Raw genomic sequence first — 20,929 nt, 5'->3', positions numbered from 1 at the left:
TGTACTATATCCATTTCTATTACTAAATTCTCAACTCTTATAAGCTATAACTACTGTTTCTTTATAAAGCTCTCAATCGGCATGGTCAATTATTCGGAAAGCACCCCCTAAGCCCACCCACTGCCTTAAAGAGAAAAATTGCAAGCCGACAATTTTTGGTTCTTTTTGTTGTCAAAAAGAATAGAAGCCTCCGCGGCAGCGGAAAACACTGTCTCGCCAGACGGGCTTCGTACCTTTTTCTTAACAAAAAGGTACCCAAAAGTCAAGGCTGGCACTCTTTCTTGCATAGCAGCATTATAATTCTTAAAGCAGTAATATGAGGCTTAGCCCAACACAAAATCCTACGCTCGCTGCATATTCCTTTGGTTATTCGTATAATGAAAGTAAGTACAAGAATTCCAATGAGCTATCCTGCGAAATACTGCTATGCCTGGGCGTAATCGGATAATTCAGTAATATAATTTAAAGTTAGTTTAGCGATCGCCTATACTCCCAACAAATCCAAACCACTGCTTCTTCGTTAACCTCTCAATCGGCATGGTCAATTATTCGGGAAGCACCCGCTAAGCCCACCCACTGCCTTAAAGAGAAAAAATTGCGAGCCGACAATTTTTGGTTCTTTTTGTTGCCAAAAAGAATAAGGCCTCCGCGGCAGCGGAATAAAGATTTGTCTTGCCAGACGGGCTTTGTACCTTTTTCTTAACAAAAAGGCGCCCAAAAGTCAAGGCTGGCACCCTTTCTTGCATAGCAGCATTATAATTCCGACAGCAGTAATATGAGGCTTAGCCCAACACATAATCCTGCGCCCGCTGCATATTTCTTTAGTTATTCGTAAAACGGATGTAAGTACAAGAATTATAATGAGCTATTCTGCGAAATGCTGCTATGCCTGGGCGTAATCGGAAAGCTTTTGCAATATGAACGTTTGATTAGCAATGCGCTTAAAACACTAACAAGTCCAAACCATTGTTTTTTCGTAAGCTCTCAATCGGCATGGTCAATTATTCGGGAAGCACAATCTAATCCCACCCACTGCCTTACACAGAAAAATTGCGAGCCGACAATTTTGCTTCTTTGGTTGCCAAAAAGAATAAGGCCTCCGCGGCAGCGGAAAACCTTACTCTAATCAAATTCAAGAAGCTTTTTCGGCTCCATACTTACCCCCATTTACCTCATACAGTTTACTAAAACCTCTTTCCCCTTAATCCTCAAATAATTACACCAAAAAACTATTTCCTTAGCTATCAATAAAATACGGATTATTAACCGTACCTTTGCGGCTCAATTAAAATAATAAAAAGACGAATGACAAACCCATTTCAATTATTGGGGATAAGTGATGACGTCGTTAATGCCGTAAAGGACCTTGGATTTGAAAATCCAACGCCTATTCAGGAGCAAAGTATTCCTGTACTGTTAGAAGGCACTAATGATTTTGTTGGTTTGGCCCAAACAGGAACAGGAAAAACAGCCGCATTTGGTTTGCCGCTGTTAGAACTAATCGATTTTAAAAGCAATAAACCGCAGGCATTAATTTTATGCCCTACTCGCGAGTTATGTTTACAGATCGCTAACGACCTTAAAAACTTTTCTAAAAACATTGCTAATGCCCACGTAGTTGCCGTTTACGGTGGTGCGAACATTATGCAACAACTACGTGAAATACGCAATGGCGTACAAATTGTAGTGGCCACGCCCGGCCGTATGTTAGATATCATTGGCCGTAAGGCAATTGATTTTTCTGGCGTTAAATATGTTGTGCTTGATGAAGCCGACGAGATGTTAAACATGGGTTTCCAAGATGACATCAACGACATTTTATCAACCACTCCTGATGACAAAAAAACCTGGTTATTCTCGGCTACAATGCCTGCAGAAGTTCGCCGTATTGCTAAAAAATACATGAACGAGCCTGTTGAATTAACCATGGGCACAAAAAACACAGGTAACGTAAATATCGAACATGAGTATTACATCGTTCGTGCACGTGATAAATATGCAGCCCTTAAACGGATTGTAGATTTTAACCCTGAAATTTTTGCCGTAGTATTTTGTAAAACCAAATTGGATACACAAGATGTTGCTGAGCATTTAATTAAAGATGGCTACAATGCTGATGCTTTACACGGTGATTTATCACAACAACAACGTGATAAAGTAATGCAACGTTTCCGTGAGCGTAACATGCAATTATTAATTGCTACTGATGTTGCTGCTCGTGGTATTGATGTTAACAACGTAACACACGTAATTAACTATTCATTACCTGATGAGATTGAAAGTTATACCCACCGCTCTGGTCGTACTGGCCGTGCTGGTAAAACAGGTATCTCAATCTGTATCATCAACTCTAAAGAAGTTGGTAAAATCCGTCAATTGGAGCGTATCATTGGTAAACAATTTACTAAAGCTGAGCTTCCGACAGGATTTGATGTTTGCGAAAAACAATTATTCTCTTTAGTACATAAAGTACACAATGTAGAGGTTAATAATGAGCAAATAGATCAGTACATTCCTCGTATTATGGATGAATTTGCTGAGTTAAGCAAAGAAGAAGTAATCAAACGTTTTGCATCTTTAGAATTTAACCGTTTCTTAGATTACTATTCTAAAGCACCTGATTTAAATGCTGCAGTAGCTGAAGATCGTAACGAACGTGATCGTGTACGTGGTAACAACAGAGGTAGCGAAGGTTATACTCGTTTGTTTATCAACTTAGGTTCTGTAGATGAATTTACTCGTGGTGATATGTTATCATTCATTTGCAATAATGCAAAAATTGGTGGCAAAAGCGTTGGTAAAATCGATTTAAAAGGTGTTTACTCTTTCTTTGAAGTTGAAGATGACGTAGCTGAAAAAGTTTTCGAAGGTTTCAAAGCTGTAGAATTCAAAGGCCGTAATGTTCGTATCGAGAAAAGTGGTGATGGTGGCCGTGATGGAAGTGATGGCAGACCAAGACGTGATGGTGGCGAAAGACGCAGCGGTGGTTTTGGTGGAGAAAGAAGAAGTGGCGGCGGTGGACGTAGTTACGGTGGCGGTGGCGACAGAAGAAGTTCTGGCGGTGGCGAGAGAAGTGAAGGCGGAAACGGTGGTGGCGGATTCAGAGATTTCTCTGGTCGTAAACGTGAAGATCGTGGTGGTAGTACTGGCGGTAGCGGAAGACGTGAAGGTGGAAGTCGTGAAGGCGGAAGCAGAGAAGGTGGCGAACGCAGAAAAAAATGGTAATACACTAATCCAAATATTAAAGCCGGTTTTGTTTATTCAAAACCGGCTTTTTTTTTAACTAAAAGACTAAATCCGTACCAAGTATAAAAATTGAGGAGCGTAATTAACAACTGGCTGCTGTTTGTTATTGTCAAATATTAGTATTTGGAAATGATCGCTTCGGTGTGCATGGCAATTGAAGCCCTGCTTTTACACTGTATCCCGATAAAAAAAATCGGGATGCCGTTTCAATCAGGTTTAAATACAATTTCAGCTGTTCGAGATGTTCCGCAGGCATCTCGAATTAACAATAAAAAGGGTTCTGTGAACCCGTAAATAAGTAAAGCTATAAATGACCTTCAGAATTTGAAAATCCTGTTTTATCAATAGTACGAGATACTTCAGCTGTTCGAGATGTTCCGCATGCATCTCGAATTAACAATAAAAATGGTTCTGTGAACCCGTAAATAAGTAAAGCTATAAATGACCTTCAGAATTTGAAAATCCTGTTTTATCAATAGTACGAGATGCGCTGAAAAAGCTAACATCTCGAACAGCTTGTAAAAACTACTGACAATAGTTTCCAAAAAAATAAATCGGTTCTAACCTTTTTAAAATATTGGTTTCAATCATATTTAGATAAAAAAATTCGCATAATACCGCCTTAGCAGAAAATTGACCTGATCCCTAAATTATTTAGAAATTTAAGTTGATTCTGGTAAATACATATCTGCCCAAGAAACCAAATTGAGGTGCCTGGTTTGGATATAAAATACCTGATGTACCTTGGCTACCCAATAAAAGTTCTGCCGGATAAACATCAAATATATTATTTGCACCAACCGTTAATTTCAAGCTTTTAGTTAGGTTATAACCAAAACCTAAATCTGTAATTACGCGTCCTGGTAAATCTTGTCTGTTTGCTACAACATTAGTTGGTTGAGATACTGTACCGAAATAAACATTACGTAGAAACACATTAAATTTATTTAGGGTATAATCAAATGTTAAGTTGGCTTTTAAACGAGGAACTACCTTAGTTAATAAAATTACGCTGGCATCATCTAAATAGATACTTTCTTTACCGGCAAGTAAAGGCGAAGTGTTAATGCCTCCAACCAACGAAGTTTTAGAAATTGTACCCGCTAAATCTGTCCTCAAAGTACCTCCCCCTAAGCCTGTTGTATAGGTAATTACCGCATCAACACCTTTAGTTTCGGTATTTACAGCGTTTGCGAAGAAGCGTGCTGTACTGGCATTTGCCTGGCGCAATAGGTTATAAATTTCCTTATCTTGTGGAGAAGCTGATGCCGCATTGCTTCCGCTAAATTGACCAGTATAAATTACACGATCGTTAATACGGATTAGATAGCCATCAACCGTTATTTTAATTTTGCCTAAGTTTGAAGTAAAACCTGCACTATAACTGGTTGATGTTTCTTCTTTTAATTTAGGGATTCCTAAAAGTTGTGCTACGCGACTATCGTTTGAAAAAGTTCCTGATTCAACAAAATTACCGTCAATAAATACACTTGATGTTGCATTAAAATAGCGTTGTTGTAATGATGGAGCTCTAAAACCAGTACTTGCGGCTGCACGAAATACAAACTTGTCGGAAAATTTATATCGCCCAGCTAATTTAAAATTAAGTGTAGAGCCAAAATCAGAGTAATTTTCAAAGCGTAAAGCTCCATCCACTAAGAATTTATCGGTAAAATTAACTTCCACATCTCCATAAGCGGCTACAGAAGACCGCCCTACGTTAGTTGCATTATCTTTACTAAAGCCAGGAAACCCTTGTGCACCACCAGCATAAGCAGCGCCATTTGCGGCAAAACGTGTAGAAATATTTCCTTTAGGATCAGGAATTAAAATTGGATTAGCGGTTGTACCAACATTAATCGCATTGCCATAATTTACGTAAGATGCTTCTTCGCCGGCAATAATTTTATAGTTTTCATAACGATGCTCTGCACCAAATGCAACGTTGATTCCGCTTAAAGTATTTTTAAAGAAACGAGTAAAGTCTAAATTGGTTGTATTTTGAACAAAATCGTAACCTCCGGCATCAAATGAGGTTGGAGATGCCGTTAATAAAGAAGCATTTAATGTATTTGCGGTGGTAAAATTGATATAATTACGACCATAAGTATTGCTGAAATCTGCTTTCCATTCGCCTAAGTTTCCACGTATGCCAATAGCTAACGATTGATCGTTATTATCTGTTATAATTTGCGGTAAGAAACCATTAGGATAAATTGTTGCATTGGTTTGTGTTAATTGGCGAGGGGTTCTGTAAAAAGCATTAGAAGTACCGTTTCGGTAATTTAAACCACCGAAAGCATAAATTTCTGCACCATCTGAAACTGGAATTACCGAATTTAGAAACAAGGCACCGCCACGGTTTTTACTTTGACCAATATTAGGCACAAAATCACCACGGGTTAATCCTCTTCTTGCTAATTCAGCATCCGTAATATCGATACCTGTTGGTGTTGGATAAAGTGTTGGATTGTTATAATCGGTAAAAATAACACCACGATAAGGTGTGGTTCTTGATGCGAAATCACGATAATCAAAAGATCCACTAAGATTTAAAAAGCCTCCTTTATCATTCAGCTTCACGCCATAATTTACATTAGCCTGGGTTGTTGCCCCATCTAATCCATCAGAGTGCTTTCCGGCAAAACCGCCACCTGTAATACTTGCTGAAAGTTTATTCACATCTTCATTTAAAATAATGTTAATTACGCCTGCAATGGCATCAGAGCCGTATTGTGCGGCAGCTCCATCACGTAAAACCTCTACCCTTTTTATTGCAGCGGTTGGAATTGCATTCAAATCCGTTCCAACAGATCCTTTTCCTAAGCTGCCATTAATATTAATTAGTGAAGTTGTGTGGCGGCGTTTTCCATTGATTAAAACTAAAACCTGATCTGGCCCCAAGCCACGTAAAGAAGCTGGATCAATGTGATCGGTTCCATCTGTAAGGTTAGCTACATTTGAAGTGAATGAAGGCGCTACATAATTTAAAATTTGCGCCAATGATACTTGAGGTGAGTTTTGGGCGAGCTTTTTAACATCAACTAAATCAACTGGTACAGGCGTTTCCATTTGAGAACGAGGTGCACTTCTTGATCCAACGATTACAATGCCTTCTAAATCATTTTTATTCTCTGTTAATGTAAAGTTCAGTTCTTTAGTTTCTCCTACAGTGATAGTAATTTTTTTCTGCTGACTTTGATAACCTACATAAATGGCACTAATAGTATAAGTTCCGGCGGATGGGAACTTTAATTCATATCGCCCTTGTGCATTGGTAGCGGTTTTAATATTTTGACCAGAAACTGTGATGGTTGCTCCAATAATGGTTTGTAAGGAATCGCTCACTACACCTTTTACTACCTGAGCCTTAAGCCCTGAGACAAATAAAAAGGATAAAGAAACAATTAAGTAGAATTTATTTTTCATAAGCTATTTGTATTAGTATGATTATTAATTTGTAGAACAAACATACAAAAATTAAATCTACAGATTTAGTATACTATAATTTTTCTGTTACTTAGTGCCACACAATAATAGCTGATCTCCAATTACACTTAATAATTTACCTTTTAAATTTAACTATCTGCAATCGAAATAAAATATATTTACGAGTTCAAACCATATAAAATGAGCCTAAAAAAAATATTTCCACTCCTATTGCTACTTATTACTTCAGGAAACATTTACAGTCAAACGGTGCAAAAATCTAAAGAATCAAAAATGGAATGGTTTGGAGATGCTAAACTTGGTATTTTTATTCATTGGGGGATATATTCTGTAAATGGAATTTCAGAATCATGGTCCTTTTTCAATAATTACATCAATCATGATGCTTACATGAAACAGCTTCAGGGGTTTAATGCTTCAAAATATGATCCTAAAAAATGGGTAGATTTAATTAAAGAAAGTGGTGCAAAATATGCAGTAATTACAACGAAACATCATGATGGCATTTCCCTTTGGAACACCAAGGCTTTGGATGCTACAACAACCTTAAAAAATAGCGCAGCAAAACAGGATTTAATTACCCCTTTTATTGGAGCATTAAAGCAATCGGGCTTAAAAACAGGCTTATATTTTTCTTTACCAGATTGGAGTTATAAAAATTATGACGTTTTTACCAGAGATAGAAAGCGCTACGATGCGAAAGCTGATCCAAAACGCTGGAATACTTTCTTAAATTATTATCAAGAGCAATTAAGTGATCTTTCGGCTCAATTTAAACCAGATTTATTATGGTTTGATGGAAACTGGGAACATTCTGCAGCAGAATGGCAAGCCGATAAAGTACGTAAAATTTTGACTAGCTATAATCCTAATATTATTATTAATGCCCGTTTAGATGAACATGGCGATTACGAAACGCCTGAACAAGGTGTGCCTGTTGTAAAACCAAACGCTCCTTATTGGGAACTTTGTTATACAATGAATGATTCTTGGGGCTTCCAGCCTTACGATCAAAATTATAAAAGCTCAAATATGATTATCCGCACTTTGGTTGATTGTATTAGCATGGGTGGAAATCTATTATTGGATATTGGTCCTAAAGCGGATGGAACAATTGCTACAGAACAGGTTTCAATATTAAAGGACTTAGGCCGTTGGACGAAGAAAAATGCAGAGGCTATTTATAGAACTCAAGCAGGGCTTGAAGCCGGACACTTCAATGGTAAAACTACATTATCGAAAGATAAAAAAACCTTATTTCTGTATCTTGATTATCAAGATAAATCGGGCGTTAATCTATCTGGCATCGCCTCAAAAATTGCAAATATTTCTGTGATCGGTTATCAGGGAAAAATTAATTTTGAGCAAGGAGAAAATCAGAATTATGTTATAGACATTCCACAAGCTGCTTATGATAAAGATGTAACTGTGGTTGCCATAAAATTTAATGAAGCTATTAAAACGGTTAATCCAGCCACCACACCAATTAATTTATCAACATTAATTGGTACAAATTCCAAAGTTCCAGTAACTACAAAACTAAAAAAACTTGCTTCAGACTTGAATAAAGGGATCAATATTTTTAATGATACAAATTTATCTGCTGATGGTTTAAATTTTTCAACTGAAGTAAAACCTTTAGATAATGAAGCTAAAGATTGGATTGAAAAAAATGCGGAAGTGTTATATAAAACCACAGCAGGCATTCCAGCTGGTCATTATGACGGAAATACAGTTCTATCTGCCGATAAACAAACTCTTTATTTATTTGTAGAGGGAAAACCGACCGGACCAATTGCAATAAAAGGGCTTAAAAATCAAATCAGCAGAATTAGAGTGGTTGGCGAAGGAACGATGCTTCCGCATGAAGTTTACAACAAACTATACTGGAGTAAAATACCTGGCATTGTATATATTCCTGTTCCAGAGGATAGATTGGATAGAAATTTAACCGTAATTGCGGTATTACTTGATGGTCCTATTGATCTTTACAGGGAAAAAGTTGGTGCCATAGAAAGTAATCTGTAAAGCTTAAAACCTAAGATATAAATTACTTCTGTAGTTGCACAAAGAAGATAAGCCACCGAGGCAGCAAATTAAAGGATAGTAATTTTTAAAGCCACCATTTTATCTACTATTTGTAAAATATGTAAGGCAAAAGCATTTTCTCCTTAAATTTGCCTTAATTCGCAAATCATGCAGGCAAAATATATTTCTTATCAGGAAACTGGTTCCTTCTCAAAACTGGTTTTAGATTATATAAATAATGAGGAGAACCTCGCTCCTTTTTACAGTTATCGCCCAGATATGGATGGCTTGGCGCAAGCTATTGAAAATAGAAACTTTAAAGGTGATAGAGCCCTTTTGGTTGATGTTTTAAAGCAACAATATCAACACCTGCAAGTAAATAAATCGGTAAGTAAAAACATTGAACTTTTAGGTTTAGACCAAACTTTTACTGTTACAACTGGTCACCAGCTAAACTTATTTACCGGGCCATTATACTTTATTTATAAAATAGTAACGGCAATTAATCTTGCTATTGAGCTTAAAATTGCACATCCCGAAAAGAACTTTGTTCCTGTATATTGGATGGCTACTGAGGATCACGATTTTGATGAGATTAACCACGTAAGTGTTGACGAGAAAAATATCAGCTGGATACAAAGCACCAATGGTGCAACAGGAAGATTAAGTACAAAAACCGTTGCTGCAGCCGTTACGGCCTACAAAGGTTATTTAGGAATTTCTAAAAATGGTAAGCGAATTGCCAAACTGGTTGAACAAGCTTACTTAGAGCACGACAATTTAGCTGATGCGACCAGGTTTATGGTGAACAGCTTATTCGAAAAATACGGACTTGTTATCGTAAATGCTGATGATAAACGTTTAAAAAGGCTTTTTGCTCCAATTATTACAGCAGATATATTACAGCAAAACAGCGAAAGAATTATTCAGGAAACCTCATCAAAGCTAGAAGATTTAGGCTATAAAACGCAGGTTAACGGTCGTGATATAAACTTCTTTTACCTTAAGGATTCTCTTCGTGAGCGAATTATCTTAGAAGGTAAAACTTACAAAGTAAATCATACCGATATTAGTTTTACTGAGGAAGAACTAAAAGCAGAGATTGATTTATTTCCAGAGCGTTTTAGCCCTAACGTGATAATGCGACCAATGTATGAGGAATTAATTTTACCAAATATTGCCTACATAGGTGGCGGTGCGGAAGTATCATACTGGATGCAGCTTAAAGCCAACTTTGATTTCTATAAAGTGGATTTCCCAGTATTGCTTTTACGTAATTCGGCATTGTTAATTGATAAGCGAAGTGCGGAAAACTTGCATAGTTTAGGCTTCACAATGGAAGACGCTTTTTTACCTGTTGAAGAATTGAAAAACATTTGGGTAAAGAAAAACTCAACAGCACAGCTAAGTCTTGCCGATGAGATAAGAGCCGTTAATAGCATTTTTGATCAAATTAAACTAAACTCTTTCAAGGTAGATAAAACTCTTTCTGCTTCAACAGACTCAGCACGGCAGAAGACGAATCATCTTTTATCTAATCTGGAAAAGAAATTATTCAGAGCTGAAAAAAGAAAGCATGAATTTTCACTCCAACAAATAGAAAATGTAAAGAAAAGGCTCTTTCCAAATGGAACTTTACAGGAAAGAATTTCTAACATTGCGCCGATGTACGTTAATTATGGAGAAGATTTTCTTTCTTCCTTAATTGAAAACTTTGAGCCTCTGGGCGGCGATTTCACTTTATTATTACCTTAGTTGAGCGCTATTCTGATTTTACACTAAAATAAAATGAACTTTATAACTTTTACCGAAGCCGAACTCAGATCTTTTACCTACAATGTTTTTAAAAAAATAGGCTGTTCTGATGAACATGCAACCTTAGCGACAGATGTTTTATTACGATCTGATTTACGTGGAATTGATTCACACGGTGTAGCCAGATTAAGCGGTTACGTGCGTCTTTGGGAAAAGAAAAGAATAAATGCAACGCCAAATATTAAAGTTGTTTACGAAACTCCAACAACAGCAACTGTTGATGGCGATGGCGGATTAGGTTTGGTGGTAGCCCCTTTTGCTATGAAAGTAGCAATAGAAAAAGCCGAGAAATATGGAAGCGGATGGGTTTCGGTTAAAAATTCTAACCATTTTGGTATTGCTGGCTATCACGCTTTAATGGCGGTAGAAAAAGATATGATTGGAGTAAGTATGACTAACGCCAGCCCTTTAGTTGCCCCAACTTATGCCAATGAAAGGTTATTAGGTACCAACCCCATGTGTTATGCTTTCCCGGCAGGTAAATACCCACCAGTTATTGTTGATATGGCTACGGCTGCTGCTGCAAACGGAAAACTTGAAATTGCACAAAGAGCCAATAAAAATGTGCCAGATGGTTGGGTACAAAATAAGGATGGGCATGCTTCTATTGATCCTAATGAGTTAAAAAATGGCGGTTCTCTTTTGCCTTTAGGTAGCGATAAAGACCATGGAAGCCATAAAGGTTATGGATTAAGCGCAGCAGTTGATATTTTATCTGCAGTACTTTCTGGTGCAAATTACGGCCCTTGGGTTCCTCCTTTTGTTGCCTTTTTAGAGCCTTCAGCAAATCCTGTTGGCGAAGGTCTTGGTCATTTTTTAGGTGCCATGCGTGTAGATGGATTTCGCCCTACGGCTGATTTTAAAGATCATTTAGACAATTGGATTGAGCGTTTTAAAAGTGCAAAAACTATAGATCCCGATAAGAAAGTGATTATTCCTGGTGAACCTGAGCATGATTTCGAACAGGAAAGAAAAGTTTCTGGCATTCCAATAATTGATGTTGTAGTTAAGGATTTAAATGATCTGGCAGATAAGCTTGGCATTGATAAATTAGTTGGGAGCGATAATTAATTTTCTAATAATAAAAAAGCCGCAGATCTTACCAGGAATCTGCGGCAATATTTACCAAGTACATGGATTTTAAGCTCCCCATAAAGAGCAAGGATAATCAGTAATAAATTACTTTATCACCGTCAGCGTATCCTTAAGCTGTAATTCTTTGCTTGAAGATCCAATCATAATTCTAAAATCACCAGGCTCAATTACTGTTTTCATATTGGCATTAAGCATTTGTAGCATTTTTGGAGTAATGGTAAAACTTAACTGTTTACTTTCTCCAGCTTTTAATTTAATTCTTTGAAAGCCTTTTAATTCTAAAACAGGTCGTGCAACGCTAGCCAGAACATCACGAATGTACAATTGTACGACTTCCTCGCCATCATATTTCCCAGTATTTTGAATAGTAAAATCTGCCTTAATACTTTCGTTTGAACCAATTTGTTTTTTAGAAAGTTTTAAATCTTTGTATTGGAAAGTGCTATAACTTAACCCGAAACCAAAAGGGAAAAGTGCTTCTCCGCTCAAGTTATTATAATCATCACCTCGCCCTGTAGGTTTATGGTTATACACTAAAGGTAATTGTGCTTCGTTTATAGGGTAAGTAATAGGGAGTTTTCCAGCAGGATTATAATCACCAAATAAGGTTTCGGCAACGGCGTTCCCGCCCTCTTCACCAGGATACCAAACATTTAAAACCGCAGCAGATTGATCAAACCAACTATTCATAGTAATTGCACTACCGCCAACCAACAGCACCACTACAGGCTTACCCGTATTTTGCATTTCTTTTATCAATTCTTCTTGGTTGCCAGGTAAATTTAACATCGCCCTATCCAAAAATTCTCCCTCTTTAATGCCGGCAGTCACTACAATTACATCTGCATTTTTTGCGAGTTTAACAGCTTCATCAATCTCAGTTTTCCGAGTATCTGGTGTATTGTAATCCCAAACCAATTTAATATAAGCGTTGCCCTTTGATTCCTTAAATTCTACACGAATGTTATAGTTTTTATTTGCTTCGAAATTAAATGGAACCAGTTGAGTATGGTAAGATCTTTTCTCCCAACGATCAATAATTAATTTATCATCAAGATATAAACGATAACCATCATTCCCTTCCAACCCAATTTGGTATGTACCAGATTTCGGTGCAGATACTGTACCCTTCCACCGAATAGAATATTGGTCTTTTGCCAGTTTTCTATCGGGAGCGTGCAATGTCCACATAAAATTGATTGATTTATCAACTCTGTTTAACATTGGATTTCCAGATAACTCCAGATTACTAAAATACTCACCAGAAAGCCCCTTGGCAGTGTCGGATTTCAAAAATTGCTCAGTTATTGGCGTATATAAAACCGGAATACGACTACTACCTTTGCTATAAACAACGTTTACATCTTGGCCAGCTCTTTTCTTTAATCCTTCAAGAATATTCACTTTACCATTTCCACTACCACTATAACCACCCAAACGGGCTTCGATAGCATCCTCTCCAACTAGGAGAATATTTTTTATCCCATTAAAAGGCAATATAGATTTCTCATTTTTAAGGAGTACAAACGATTTTAAAGCCGCTTCTTTTGCCACAGCTTTATTGCTTTTATCACTTACCGCTTTTTGCGCATCGCTTTCTGATACATATGGATTTTCGAACAAACCGAGTTCAAATTTTGCTCTCAATACTCTTGAAACAGCATCATCAATTCTTTTCTTCGAAATAGAACCGTCTAAAAACGGAGGAATAAACAACTTATAATGATCAAATTCTGTTTGAAAAATCACATCTAATCCACCTGAAATTGCTTGTGTTGTCGCCTCAGCATAATTTTTAGCAGTATAGTGTAATACATTGGCACCACCAACAGCACCAGCATCAGAAATTACGAAGCCCTTAAAACCCCAGTCAGTTTTTAATTTTTGGGCTAACAAGTTATAGCTAGATGTAGCCGGAGTACCATCAACCGAGTTGTAAGCTGTCATTAAAGATCTGCTCTTACCCTGCTGAATTGTTGTTTTAAACGGTGGGAAATATATTTCTTCCATCAGGCGATCATTAAAATGGATCGGGTAACTATCTCTGCCGCCATCGCCAACATTGGCAACAAAATGTTTAGGAGTGGTAATAATATTCTGATTTTCAAAAGCTTTAACAAAAGCCAAACCCATTTGAGAAGTTAAAAAAGGATCTTCGCCATAAGTTTCTTCAGTTCTACCCCAACGTACATCAGATGCAATATTAATTACAGGGGTTAAAATATCGCGAATACCTCTTACTTTGGTTTCCTTTGCTATTGCGCCAGCCACTTTACTCATCATAAGTGTATCAAAACTTGCTGCCAGCCCAATGGCTTGTGGAAAAGCTGTTGCACCCTGCCTAACAAGACCATGCAAAGCCTCATCAAACGCAATCATTGGAATACCTAAACGGGTTTCATTTACAAAATAACGTTGAATGGCATTAATTTTTTTAGCTAATGTATAGGCGTTTTCTTGTGTATTGTAGCTTAACATTTGATTTGCACCACCACCTGCCTGTGCCACTGCGCTAACCTGTAAACCAAAAATTCCATTTTTATACCGTGTTTTATCCACACCATCTAAATCACCTGGAATCATAAACAACTGCCAAAATTTTTCTTCTGGTGTCATTCTGGCTAATAAATCATTTATCCTTGCATCTATACTTGCCTTTGGGTTTTTATAGATTGGATCTGTTGATCGTTCTTTATTACTTGATTTGTATTTACCTTTTTTTACATCATCATTTGCAAAAGCACTGTGGCCTAGTGCGGTGAGTAAAAGTATACTATAAATGACTTGGTTAAATTTCATTAATAATTTTTAAGGATATTAAAAGCTATATATTATATTTCGTTATACTGAATGATGTCGTTTCTTAAACAATTTGGAAAACTAATTAATCTCGATTTATTCAGTTGTAAATTCAAAAGCCAGTGCAATATTTTCATTAGTAGCATCGGCTGGTAACTCTACCGTTATTTGACCATTTAAAGATTTCCACTTTAATTTTTTGCCGCTTGATAATAGAGTAATTAATGTACCTTTTTTCGGAGTATTGCCCGACCAGCTAATGGTTTTAACTAATTTTTCATCCTTCTTAATACAATAAACTGCATATTTTGCCTTTCCGTTTTTACTTTGAGTAAACCAAGTTTGGCCGCTGTTGTAATTTTTGGTAATGCGAGTATTATATATTGCTTTGCCATTTATTGTTGTCCACTTACCAATTTCATTTAGCCTGTTGGTTACTTCCTCAGGTAAAGTTCCATCTGGTTTAGGACCTACGCCAAGTAATAAACTACCCCCTTTAGCCACAATTTCTATCAATTTATGAATCACTTCTGCCGCTGGCTTATAGGGCTCGTTAGCTACAAAACCCCAGTTATTACCTAGTGTCATACAGCTTTCCCATGGATGATCTAACTGCTTTTCAGGAATTTTTTGTTCAGGTGTTTGATAATTTTCATACGGACCGTGAACTGTTCTATCAACCATTAACAACCCTGGCTGTGCCTTACGGGCCATTTGAGCAATTTTTGGCATATCAATATCCTGACTCCATTTTGGGATATTAGCCCCCCAGGATAGTACTTCTTCATTTACGCTTTCTAACGGACGAACCCATCCGCCATCAAGCCAAAGAATATCTACCGATCCGTAGTTGTGCATCAACTCTCCTATTTGGTTATATACTAACCCCTTGAATTTGTTCCAACGCCACGGATTTTTCCTAATATCATAATTACTGTTTCTATCTGCTGTTGCATATTTTTGCCACCAGTAGTATTGCGAATGCCAGTCTGGCTTTGAAAAATACGCTCCGATCATAAACCCTTCTTTTCTAAAGGCATCAAAAACGTATTTTGCTACATCAGCTTTAGGATTATTCGCAAAAGGACCTTTGGCAATGCTAAAATCAGATTCCTTAGTATCAAACATCGCAAATCCATCGTGGTGTTTGGTTGTAAAAACCAGGTATTTCATTCCAGCATTTTTACCCGCTTTTGCCCATTGTTCGGGATTAAACTTTACAGGATTAAAATCTTTACTCAAACCCCAATACCATTTTTTATAGTCTTCGTATGCAATTGTGCTATCACGATCGATCCAATCTTCAGAACAAAGATTCCACGATTCCATAATTCCAGGAACGGAATAAAGACCCCAATGGATAATCATACCAAATTTTTTATCCTGCCAATTATCAAGCTTTTCCTTAACTAAAGGATCAGAAGGCCATTCGTACTTGGTTGATTGCTGATGTATGCCATTTTGTTGGGCCATTAGCATCTTAGTAAAACATATAAATAGTAGTAGCAGGGTTGATTTTTTATTCATGGTTCAATAAATTAAAAAAAATCCCGGCATTGAGCTGCCGGGATTAATTAATAACTGGATTAAGGCATCCAGAATATTTTTGTTTTACGTGTATCTTTAGCTTGTACAGCCTGATAATTTACACTATTTAATGTTTTTTCCTTTGCAGGATATATTAAACGTGTAGGTGGAGTATCGTATCCTGATAATTTACCATTCGATGGAAATGTTAAGATAGGAAATCCAGTTCTTCTATATTCAGACCATGCTTCTGTAGATTGTAAAACTCCGAAATGTGTCCATTTTTGAGTATAAATCTTAGTTAGTTTATCTACAGATGATCCTGAATAGGTTGCTGATGATGCATCTACCCAACTATCAATAATTGTGCTGGCAGGAGCAGTTACATTTACGTAACCATTTCCTTGATTTAAATTATTTAAGTAATAATAAAAAGCTACTGATTGTTTCAATGCATTATCATATGCAATTTTAGCATCTGTAGTGCTTCCCCATCTTTCATACGCTTCTGCTTTTAATAAGTTAACTTCTGAAGCTGTAATTACAATACCAGGTAATTTTTGATTGTAAAGAAATGTCGCAGAATCTAAAACTGAATAGTCAGCAAAGCTATTTTCTTGCTCTGTTGTAGTAAATGTAACAGGCATTGCTCTATAAGTTTTATTAGGCACAAACGTGTCCTTTCCATTAATTTTAACAGTACGACCAAATTTATCATATATAACAGGAATACGTGGATCATTTGCAGGCAACATTACTGTATTTAACATGTAATCTGTAGCGTAAAAGCTACCCTCTAAAAAAGCATCATGTAAATCGCTTGTGCTATTAGTAAGAGGTTGCAATAAAATATCTGACGTAGCTGGATTGTACTGACCTACATTACCACCATCTACCAAAGGATAAGTTGCCTGGTTATTTAACATTTCAAGTATGGCAGTTTTAGCTGTTGCTTCGTCTGTTTTTGAAATACGCATTAATAATCTCAAACGAAGTGAATTTGCATAACGTGCCCATCTATTCACATCTCCTTTTAATAGGATATCAGATTTTGAAAATGCAGCATTAGATGCATTGCTTTTAAAATAAGTTGATGCACTTGCAAGATCAGTTAAAAAACTATTATACAATGCTTTTTGCTCATCATATTTAGGGTTTTTAATTGTATTATTTGATGGTAGATTTCCTGCTTCAGAATATGGAATATCTCCCCATAAATCAACCATTTTAGCAGCTTGTTCTATCAATACAACCTTAGCAGCCTGCATAATAATTCTTTGTGTAGCTTGCTCATTTGCAGGTAATGAGTTGAATTTTACTTCCATTGCTCTATAAAGAGGTATAACGCCACTACCGTTACCATTTGTAGAGTAAAAATCATCCCAATAGTTTTGAGAATACCCATCACTTTGTTGATAAATAGAATTACTATTAGATATATATGCTGTTTGTGCATATACTCCAGGCATTTGACTTAAAAATGTACGTACATTCCAATATTTAGCAGCTACCCTGTCATTATTTAACATAGCTGTAAATAAACCGGCCACATTAGCATCCTTTGCTTGTTCCGGGTTATTAAACTTTTCTTCAAGTTCCTTTTTACAACCAACTAGAGCCGTTATTGCAACCAAAAGAAAACTTGCTTTTATAATTAACTTTTTCATAATATCATTAATTTTTAGGCTAAAAATTTGCGTTTAAAGAAAATCCGAAGTTTCTTGATGCTGCAGTTGAGCCAACATCCACTCCTTGCGACCACCATTTGTTTCCAAGAGGAGCCTCTGGATCTAAATCTTTAAGGGTACGATAGATGTAAAATAGGTTACGTCCGATTAAAGAAAATCTTAAATTGGTAATTTTTAACTTCTTGGTAAATGAAGCAGGTATTTTATAGCTTAAAGTTATTTCTCTCATTTTAACATAGCTGTTATCAAAAATTTCACCTTCTGTTAAAGAACCTTCACCCCAGTTATATGTTGTTAAATAATAATCTGCTGCAGAAAGAATTTTGCTATTTGGTAAACCTGTATTTTCATTAACACCTTGAAGCAATACACCATCATTATATGTTTTGCCGTTTGCTGTATATGCTAATCCTCCACTGGCTGCATCTCTAAACTCCATTGAGTTTTCAAGCATTCCAGCACCTCTCATATATTTAAGGTTTGGAGCAATCATTTTACCACCAAAGCGATAATCAATTGTAAAATCTAAAGCTAAATTACCATAGCTAAAAGTATTTGAAAATCCTCCAACTGCTTTAGGCATAATATTGCCAGCTTTAACGTAAGTAGAATTATCCATTACGTAGAAACCATCATTGTTGATAAGATAATTTCCATTTGCATCAGTTTTTCTTGGACGGATATATATATTTCCAAGATCCTCTCCTGTTCTAGCAACAATTTTAGCTGTTGATTGATCTGATGCATAAAAGTTGATTTCAGAATTAGCATCTTTCAATGAATTCACTTTTGATTTATTTGTTGAGAAGTTTAATCTTGTATCCCATCTAAATTTACCTGATATCGGAGTTGCATTAAATGCTAATTCAAATCCTTGGTTACCAATTTCTCCAACGTTTACAATTTGACTTCTTGCACCATTTGTAGATGTTACATCTAAAGGAATGATTTGATTTTTTATTTTATTTTTATAATAACTTACATCTAAACCAATACGACCATTTAGAAAACGAGTTTCTAAGCCAAACTCTGCTTCATGTTTTTTCTCTGGCATTAAGTCTATATTTCCATAAGCGCTGGCAGGACTTAAAGCAGGAACTGAGCCATTTATGGTTTGAAGAGAAACTTGCTTAAATAAAATGTTCGATTCATATATCGGTGGCGCATTACCAACAACACCGTAAGAAGCTCTTAATTTACCATAGCTCCAAAATGAAGGTAGCTTCCATAAATCACTAAAAACAAAACCTCCATTTACTGAATAGTATGAATATTTGTTATTTGCCGGAGGTAGTGTTGATACATATTCCTGACGAGCAGTTCCTTCTAAGAATAAATAATCCTTATAGGCTAAGTTCAACATCCCTAAATATGCATATTTCAATTGCTCTTTACGGGTGTCAGAAGTTTCAGCAACACCAAATGAGTTGGTGATAGCAAACCAATTTTCGGATACTAAACCATCTTTCGTATTTGATTTTTGGTCTTTATAATTTTCTTTTCTTCCTTGATAACCTCCACTTAGTGATACGTTAAAATCCTCACCAATCTTGTTTGAATAAGTTACCAATGCATCACCGTATAAAATTGCATACTGCCCTTGTGTAGTGGTATAAGCTCCTGTACTGGTATTACCATTCAATGCACTTGGAATTTCTGTATACTGACGATTTTCTGTTCTAGCACCTGTATAATCATTACCAATCCGCCCTCTAAATTTAAGGTTTTTAGCAAAATCATAATTTAAAGTGAAACTTGATAACAATCTGTTCTCATTCTCATCGTAAGTATTTTTTAATTGTTGCCAGTAGAAATCTAAAAGATTTGTTGCTCTGATATTAAATACGAAAGGCTCAGGACGATTAGTTTGATCAAAAGTTGCGTATTTGTATCCATTACTAGTTTGGAATTTCTCTTTCATTAAGTCCATATCTTCCGCACGGCTAAAGAAACCTCCGAAGGAACCCAATACCTGACCTAATTGATAGGGTCTGTTTCTGGTAATCGTATTTACATAACTTACAATTACATCTGCTGATAATTTTGGTGCAAGTTTAATTGTAGAGTTTAAATTGAAAGAGTTTTTTGATCCTGTGTTACCAGGTTGTGTTCCTCTATAATCTAATCTTGATGCAGAAAAACGATAATTTAAAGCTTCAGTTTGGTTAGATATTGCAATGTTTGCATTAGAGGTATAACCTGTTTGATATACATTTTTATAATTATCAGGCTGTGGGGAATATGAACGAATTGAGCCATCCCACCATCTAACTTGTTGACCTTCCATTTTAGGTCCGAAATTCGCATAAGATCTAAAGTACGGTCTAAAACCACTTGGAGAAGCTGGATCTGCAATCCATCCTTCTTCAGTAGCTCCATTTGCTACATTTGTTTCTCTATCATAACCTGGGCCATAAGTATTTTGAAATCTCGGTAAAAAAGCAACCTGATCCATTGAACCCTGATAGTTAAAATCAATTCCTAAACCTCTGCTTTTTGAACCTTTTTTAGTGGTGATTACTACAACACCACTACCAGCGTCAGAACCATACAATGCAGATGCACTAGCACCTTTTAGTACAGTTAAACTTTCAATATCAGCTGGGTTAATATCTAAAATACCATTACCCCTAACGCGTTGATCGTCCCAATAGTTGTTATTGTTTGCGCCTGCTGCTCCATTTTGGCCATCATTTCTTATCATTACACCATCCACAACGTAAAGTGGCTGCTGATTGTAGTTTATAGAGTTGATACCTCTAATTTGTACGTTTACAGCACTACTTGCACCACCAGGTGCAGTTGTAATTTTTACACCGGCGGCTTTACCATAAAGTGCAGAAGCAAAATTGGTATTCCCAGCCTCGGTTAACTGTTTTGCAGTTACAGTACTAACGGCATAACCAAGCGATTTTTCTTGTCGTTTTATACCTAATGCCGTAGTTACCACATTAACCTCATCAAGCTGGTTGGTACTTTCTTTTAATACAATTGCAAATGTAGTTTTATCGCCTACAGCTACTTCTTGCCTGGTGAAACCGATTGCATTAAAAACAAGAACATCAGTTGAATTAGCTGAAATAGAGAATCTTCCACTCCCATCTGTTTGTGTAGCCTTAGATGTTCCTTTTACAGAAATACTTACACCAGGTAGTGCACCCGATGCATCTTTTACTGTTCCTGTAACAGTTTTCTGTGCATAAGCAGCTATTGTAAAAATTGTTAACAATAGCGTACTTAAACACGTTAAGTACATTTTTTTCATTTTTTTGTAGTTAGTA

9 protein-coding genes are annotated in these 20,929 nt (G+C 36.4%); 4 read left to right on the top strand and 5 right to left on the bottom strand.

The features are described from left to right. Positions 1–1,305: 1,305 nt before the first annotated feature. Entirely contained in the window at positions 1,306–3,225 is a 1,920-nt protein-coding gene (locus tag EHC72_RS01090) for a DEAD/DEAH box helicase (RefSeq protein ID WP_131535630.1), read from the top strand. 675 nt (positions 3,226–3,900) lie between these two features. Here EHC72_RS01090 and EHC72_RS01085 read toward each other — a convergent pair. Then, positions 3,901–6,675: a TonB-dependent receptor gene (locus EHC72_RS01085; protein ID WP_131535629.1), complete on the bottom strand. Its 2,775-nt coding sequence runs from the start codon at positions 6,673–6,675 to the stop codon at positions 3,901–3,903. A 201-nt stretch (positions 6,676–6,876) separates the two neighbouring features. Between EHC72_RS01085 and EHC72_RS01080 the strand changes: the two genes are divergently transcribed. The 3 genes from EHC72_RS01080 (at position 6,877) to EHC72_RS01070 (ending at position 11,610) form a co-directional block, all read left to right on the top strand. Continuing rightward, positions 6,877–8,724, top strand: a complete 1,848-nt coding sequence (locus EHC72_RS01080) for an alpha-L-fucosidase (protein ID WP_131535628.1) — start codon at positions 6,877–6,879, stop codon at positions 8,722–8,724. Between the two features lie 168 nt (positions 8,725–8,892). After that, positions 8,893–10,479 carry a bacillithiol biosynthesis cysteine-adding enzyme BshC gene (bshC, locus tag EHC72_RS01075; protein ID WP_131535627.1) on the top strand — a complete coding sequence of 529 codons (1,587 nt, stop codon included), beginning with the start codon at positions 8,893–8,895 and terminating at the stop codon, positions 10,477–10,479. A gap of 33 nt (positions 10,480–10,512) precedes the next feature. Continuing rightward, positions 10,513–11,610 carry an Ldh family oxidoreductase gene (locus tag EHC72_RS01070; protein ID WP_131535626.1) on the top strand — a complete coding sequence of 366 codons (1,098 nt, stop codon included), beginning with the start codon at positions 10,513–10,515 and terminating at the stop codon, positions 11,608–11,610. Between the two features lie 108 nt (positions 11,611–11,718). On the opposite strand, the gene EHC72_RS01065 is transcribed toward EHC72_RS01070, so the two are convergent. The 4 genes from EHC72_RS01065 to EHC72_RS01050 all read right to left on the bottom strand — a co-directional run bounded on the left by EHC72_RS01065 (position 11,719) and on the right by EHC72_RS01050 (position 20,913). Next, entirely contained in the window at positions 11,719–14,433 is a 2,715-nt protein-coding gene (locus tag EHC72_RS01065; RefSeq protein ID WP_131535625.1) for a glycoside hydrolase family 3 protein, read from the bottom strand. A gap of 96 nt (positions 14,434–14,529) precedes the next feature. Continuing rightward, the gene (locus EHC72_RS01060) at positions 14,530–15,960 is read right to left on the bottom strand and encodes an alpha-L-fucosidase (protein ID WP_131535624.1); all 1,431 of its coding nucleotides are present in this window, start codon (positions 15,958–15,960) and stop codon (positions 14,530–14,532) included. 59 nt (positions 15,961–16,019) lie between these two features. Beyond that, complete coding sequence (locus EHC72_RS01055; RefSeq protein ID WP_131535623.1) at positions 16,020–17,627, bottom strand: SusD/RagB family nutrient-binding outer membrane lipoprotein; 1,608 nt, start codon at positions 17,625–17,627, stop codon at positions 16,020–16,022. A gap of 19 nt (positions 17,628–17,646) precedes the next feature. Then, complete coding sequence (locus tag EHC72_RS01050) at positions 17,647–20,913, bottom strand: SusC/RagA family TonB-linked outer membrane protein (RefSeq protein WP_131535622.1); 3,267 nt, start codon at positions 20,911–20,913, stop codon at positions 17,647–17,649. Positions 20,914–20,929 lie beyond the last annotated feature (16 nt).

This window comes from Pedobacter nototheniae (genome assembly GCF_004335085.1).
Classification (GTDB): domain Bacteria; phylum Bacteroidota; class Bacteroidia; order Sphingobacteriales; family Sphingobacteriaceae; genus Pedobacter; species Pedobacter nototheniae.
Note: the sequence above shows the minus strand (reverse complement) of the source record. Positions and strands in the feature narration are given on the sequence as shown.

What these genes read in the sequence shown, in the direction of transcription:
- EHC72_RS01090 (WP_131535630.1), top strand. Translation starts at nt 1,306, where the DNA reads ATGACAAACCCATTTCAATTATTGGGGATAAGTGATGACGTCGTTAAT.
- EHC72_RS01060 (WP_131535624.1), bottom strand. Translation starts at nt 15,960, where the DNA reads ATGAATAAAAAATCAACCCTGCTACTACTATTTATATGTTTTACTAAG.
- EHC72_RS01085 (WP_131535629.1), bottom strand. Translation starts at nt 6,675, where the DNA reads ATGAAAAATAAATTCTACTTAATTGTTTCTTTATCCTTTTTATTTGTC.
- EHC72_RS01065 (WP_131535625.1), bottom strand. Translation starts at nt 14,433, where the DNA reads ATGAAATTTAACCAAGTCATTTATAGTATACTTTTACTCACCGCACTA.
- bshC (WP_131535627.1), top strand. Translation starts at nt 8,893, where the DNA reads ATGCAGGCAAAATATATTTCTTATCAGGAAACTGGTTCCTTCTCAAAA.
- EHC72_RS01080 (WP_131535628.1), top strand. Translation starts at nt 6,877, where the DNA reads ATGAGCCTAAAAAAAATATTTCCACTCCTATTGCTACTTATTACTTCA.
- EHC72_RS01055 (WP_131535623.1), bottom strand. Translation starts at nt 17,627, where the DNA reads ATGAAAAAGTTAATTATAAAAGCAAGTTTTCTTTTGGTTGCAATAACG.
- EHC72_RS01070 (WP_131535626.1), top strand. Translation starts at nt 10,513, where the DNA reads ATGAACTTTATAACTTTTACCGAAGCCGAACTCAGATCTTTTACCTAC.
- EHC72_RS01050 (WP_131535622.1), bottom strand. Translation starts at nt 20,913, where the DNA reads ATGAAAAAAATGTACTTAACGTGTTTAAGTACGCTATTGTTAACAATT.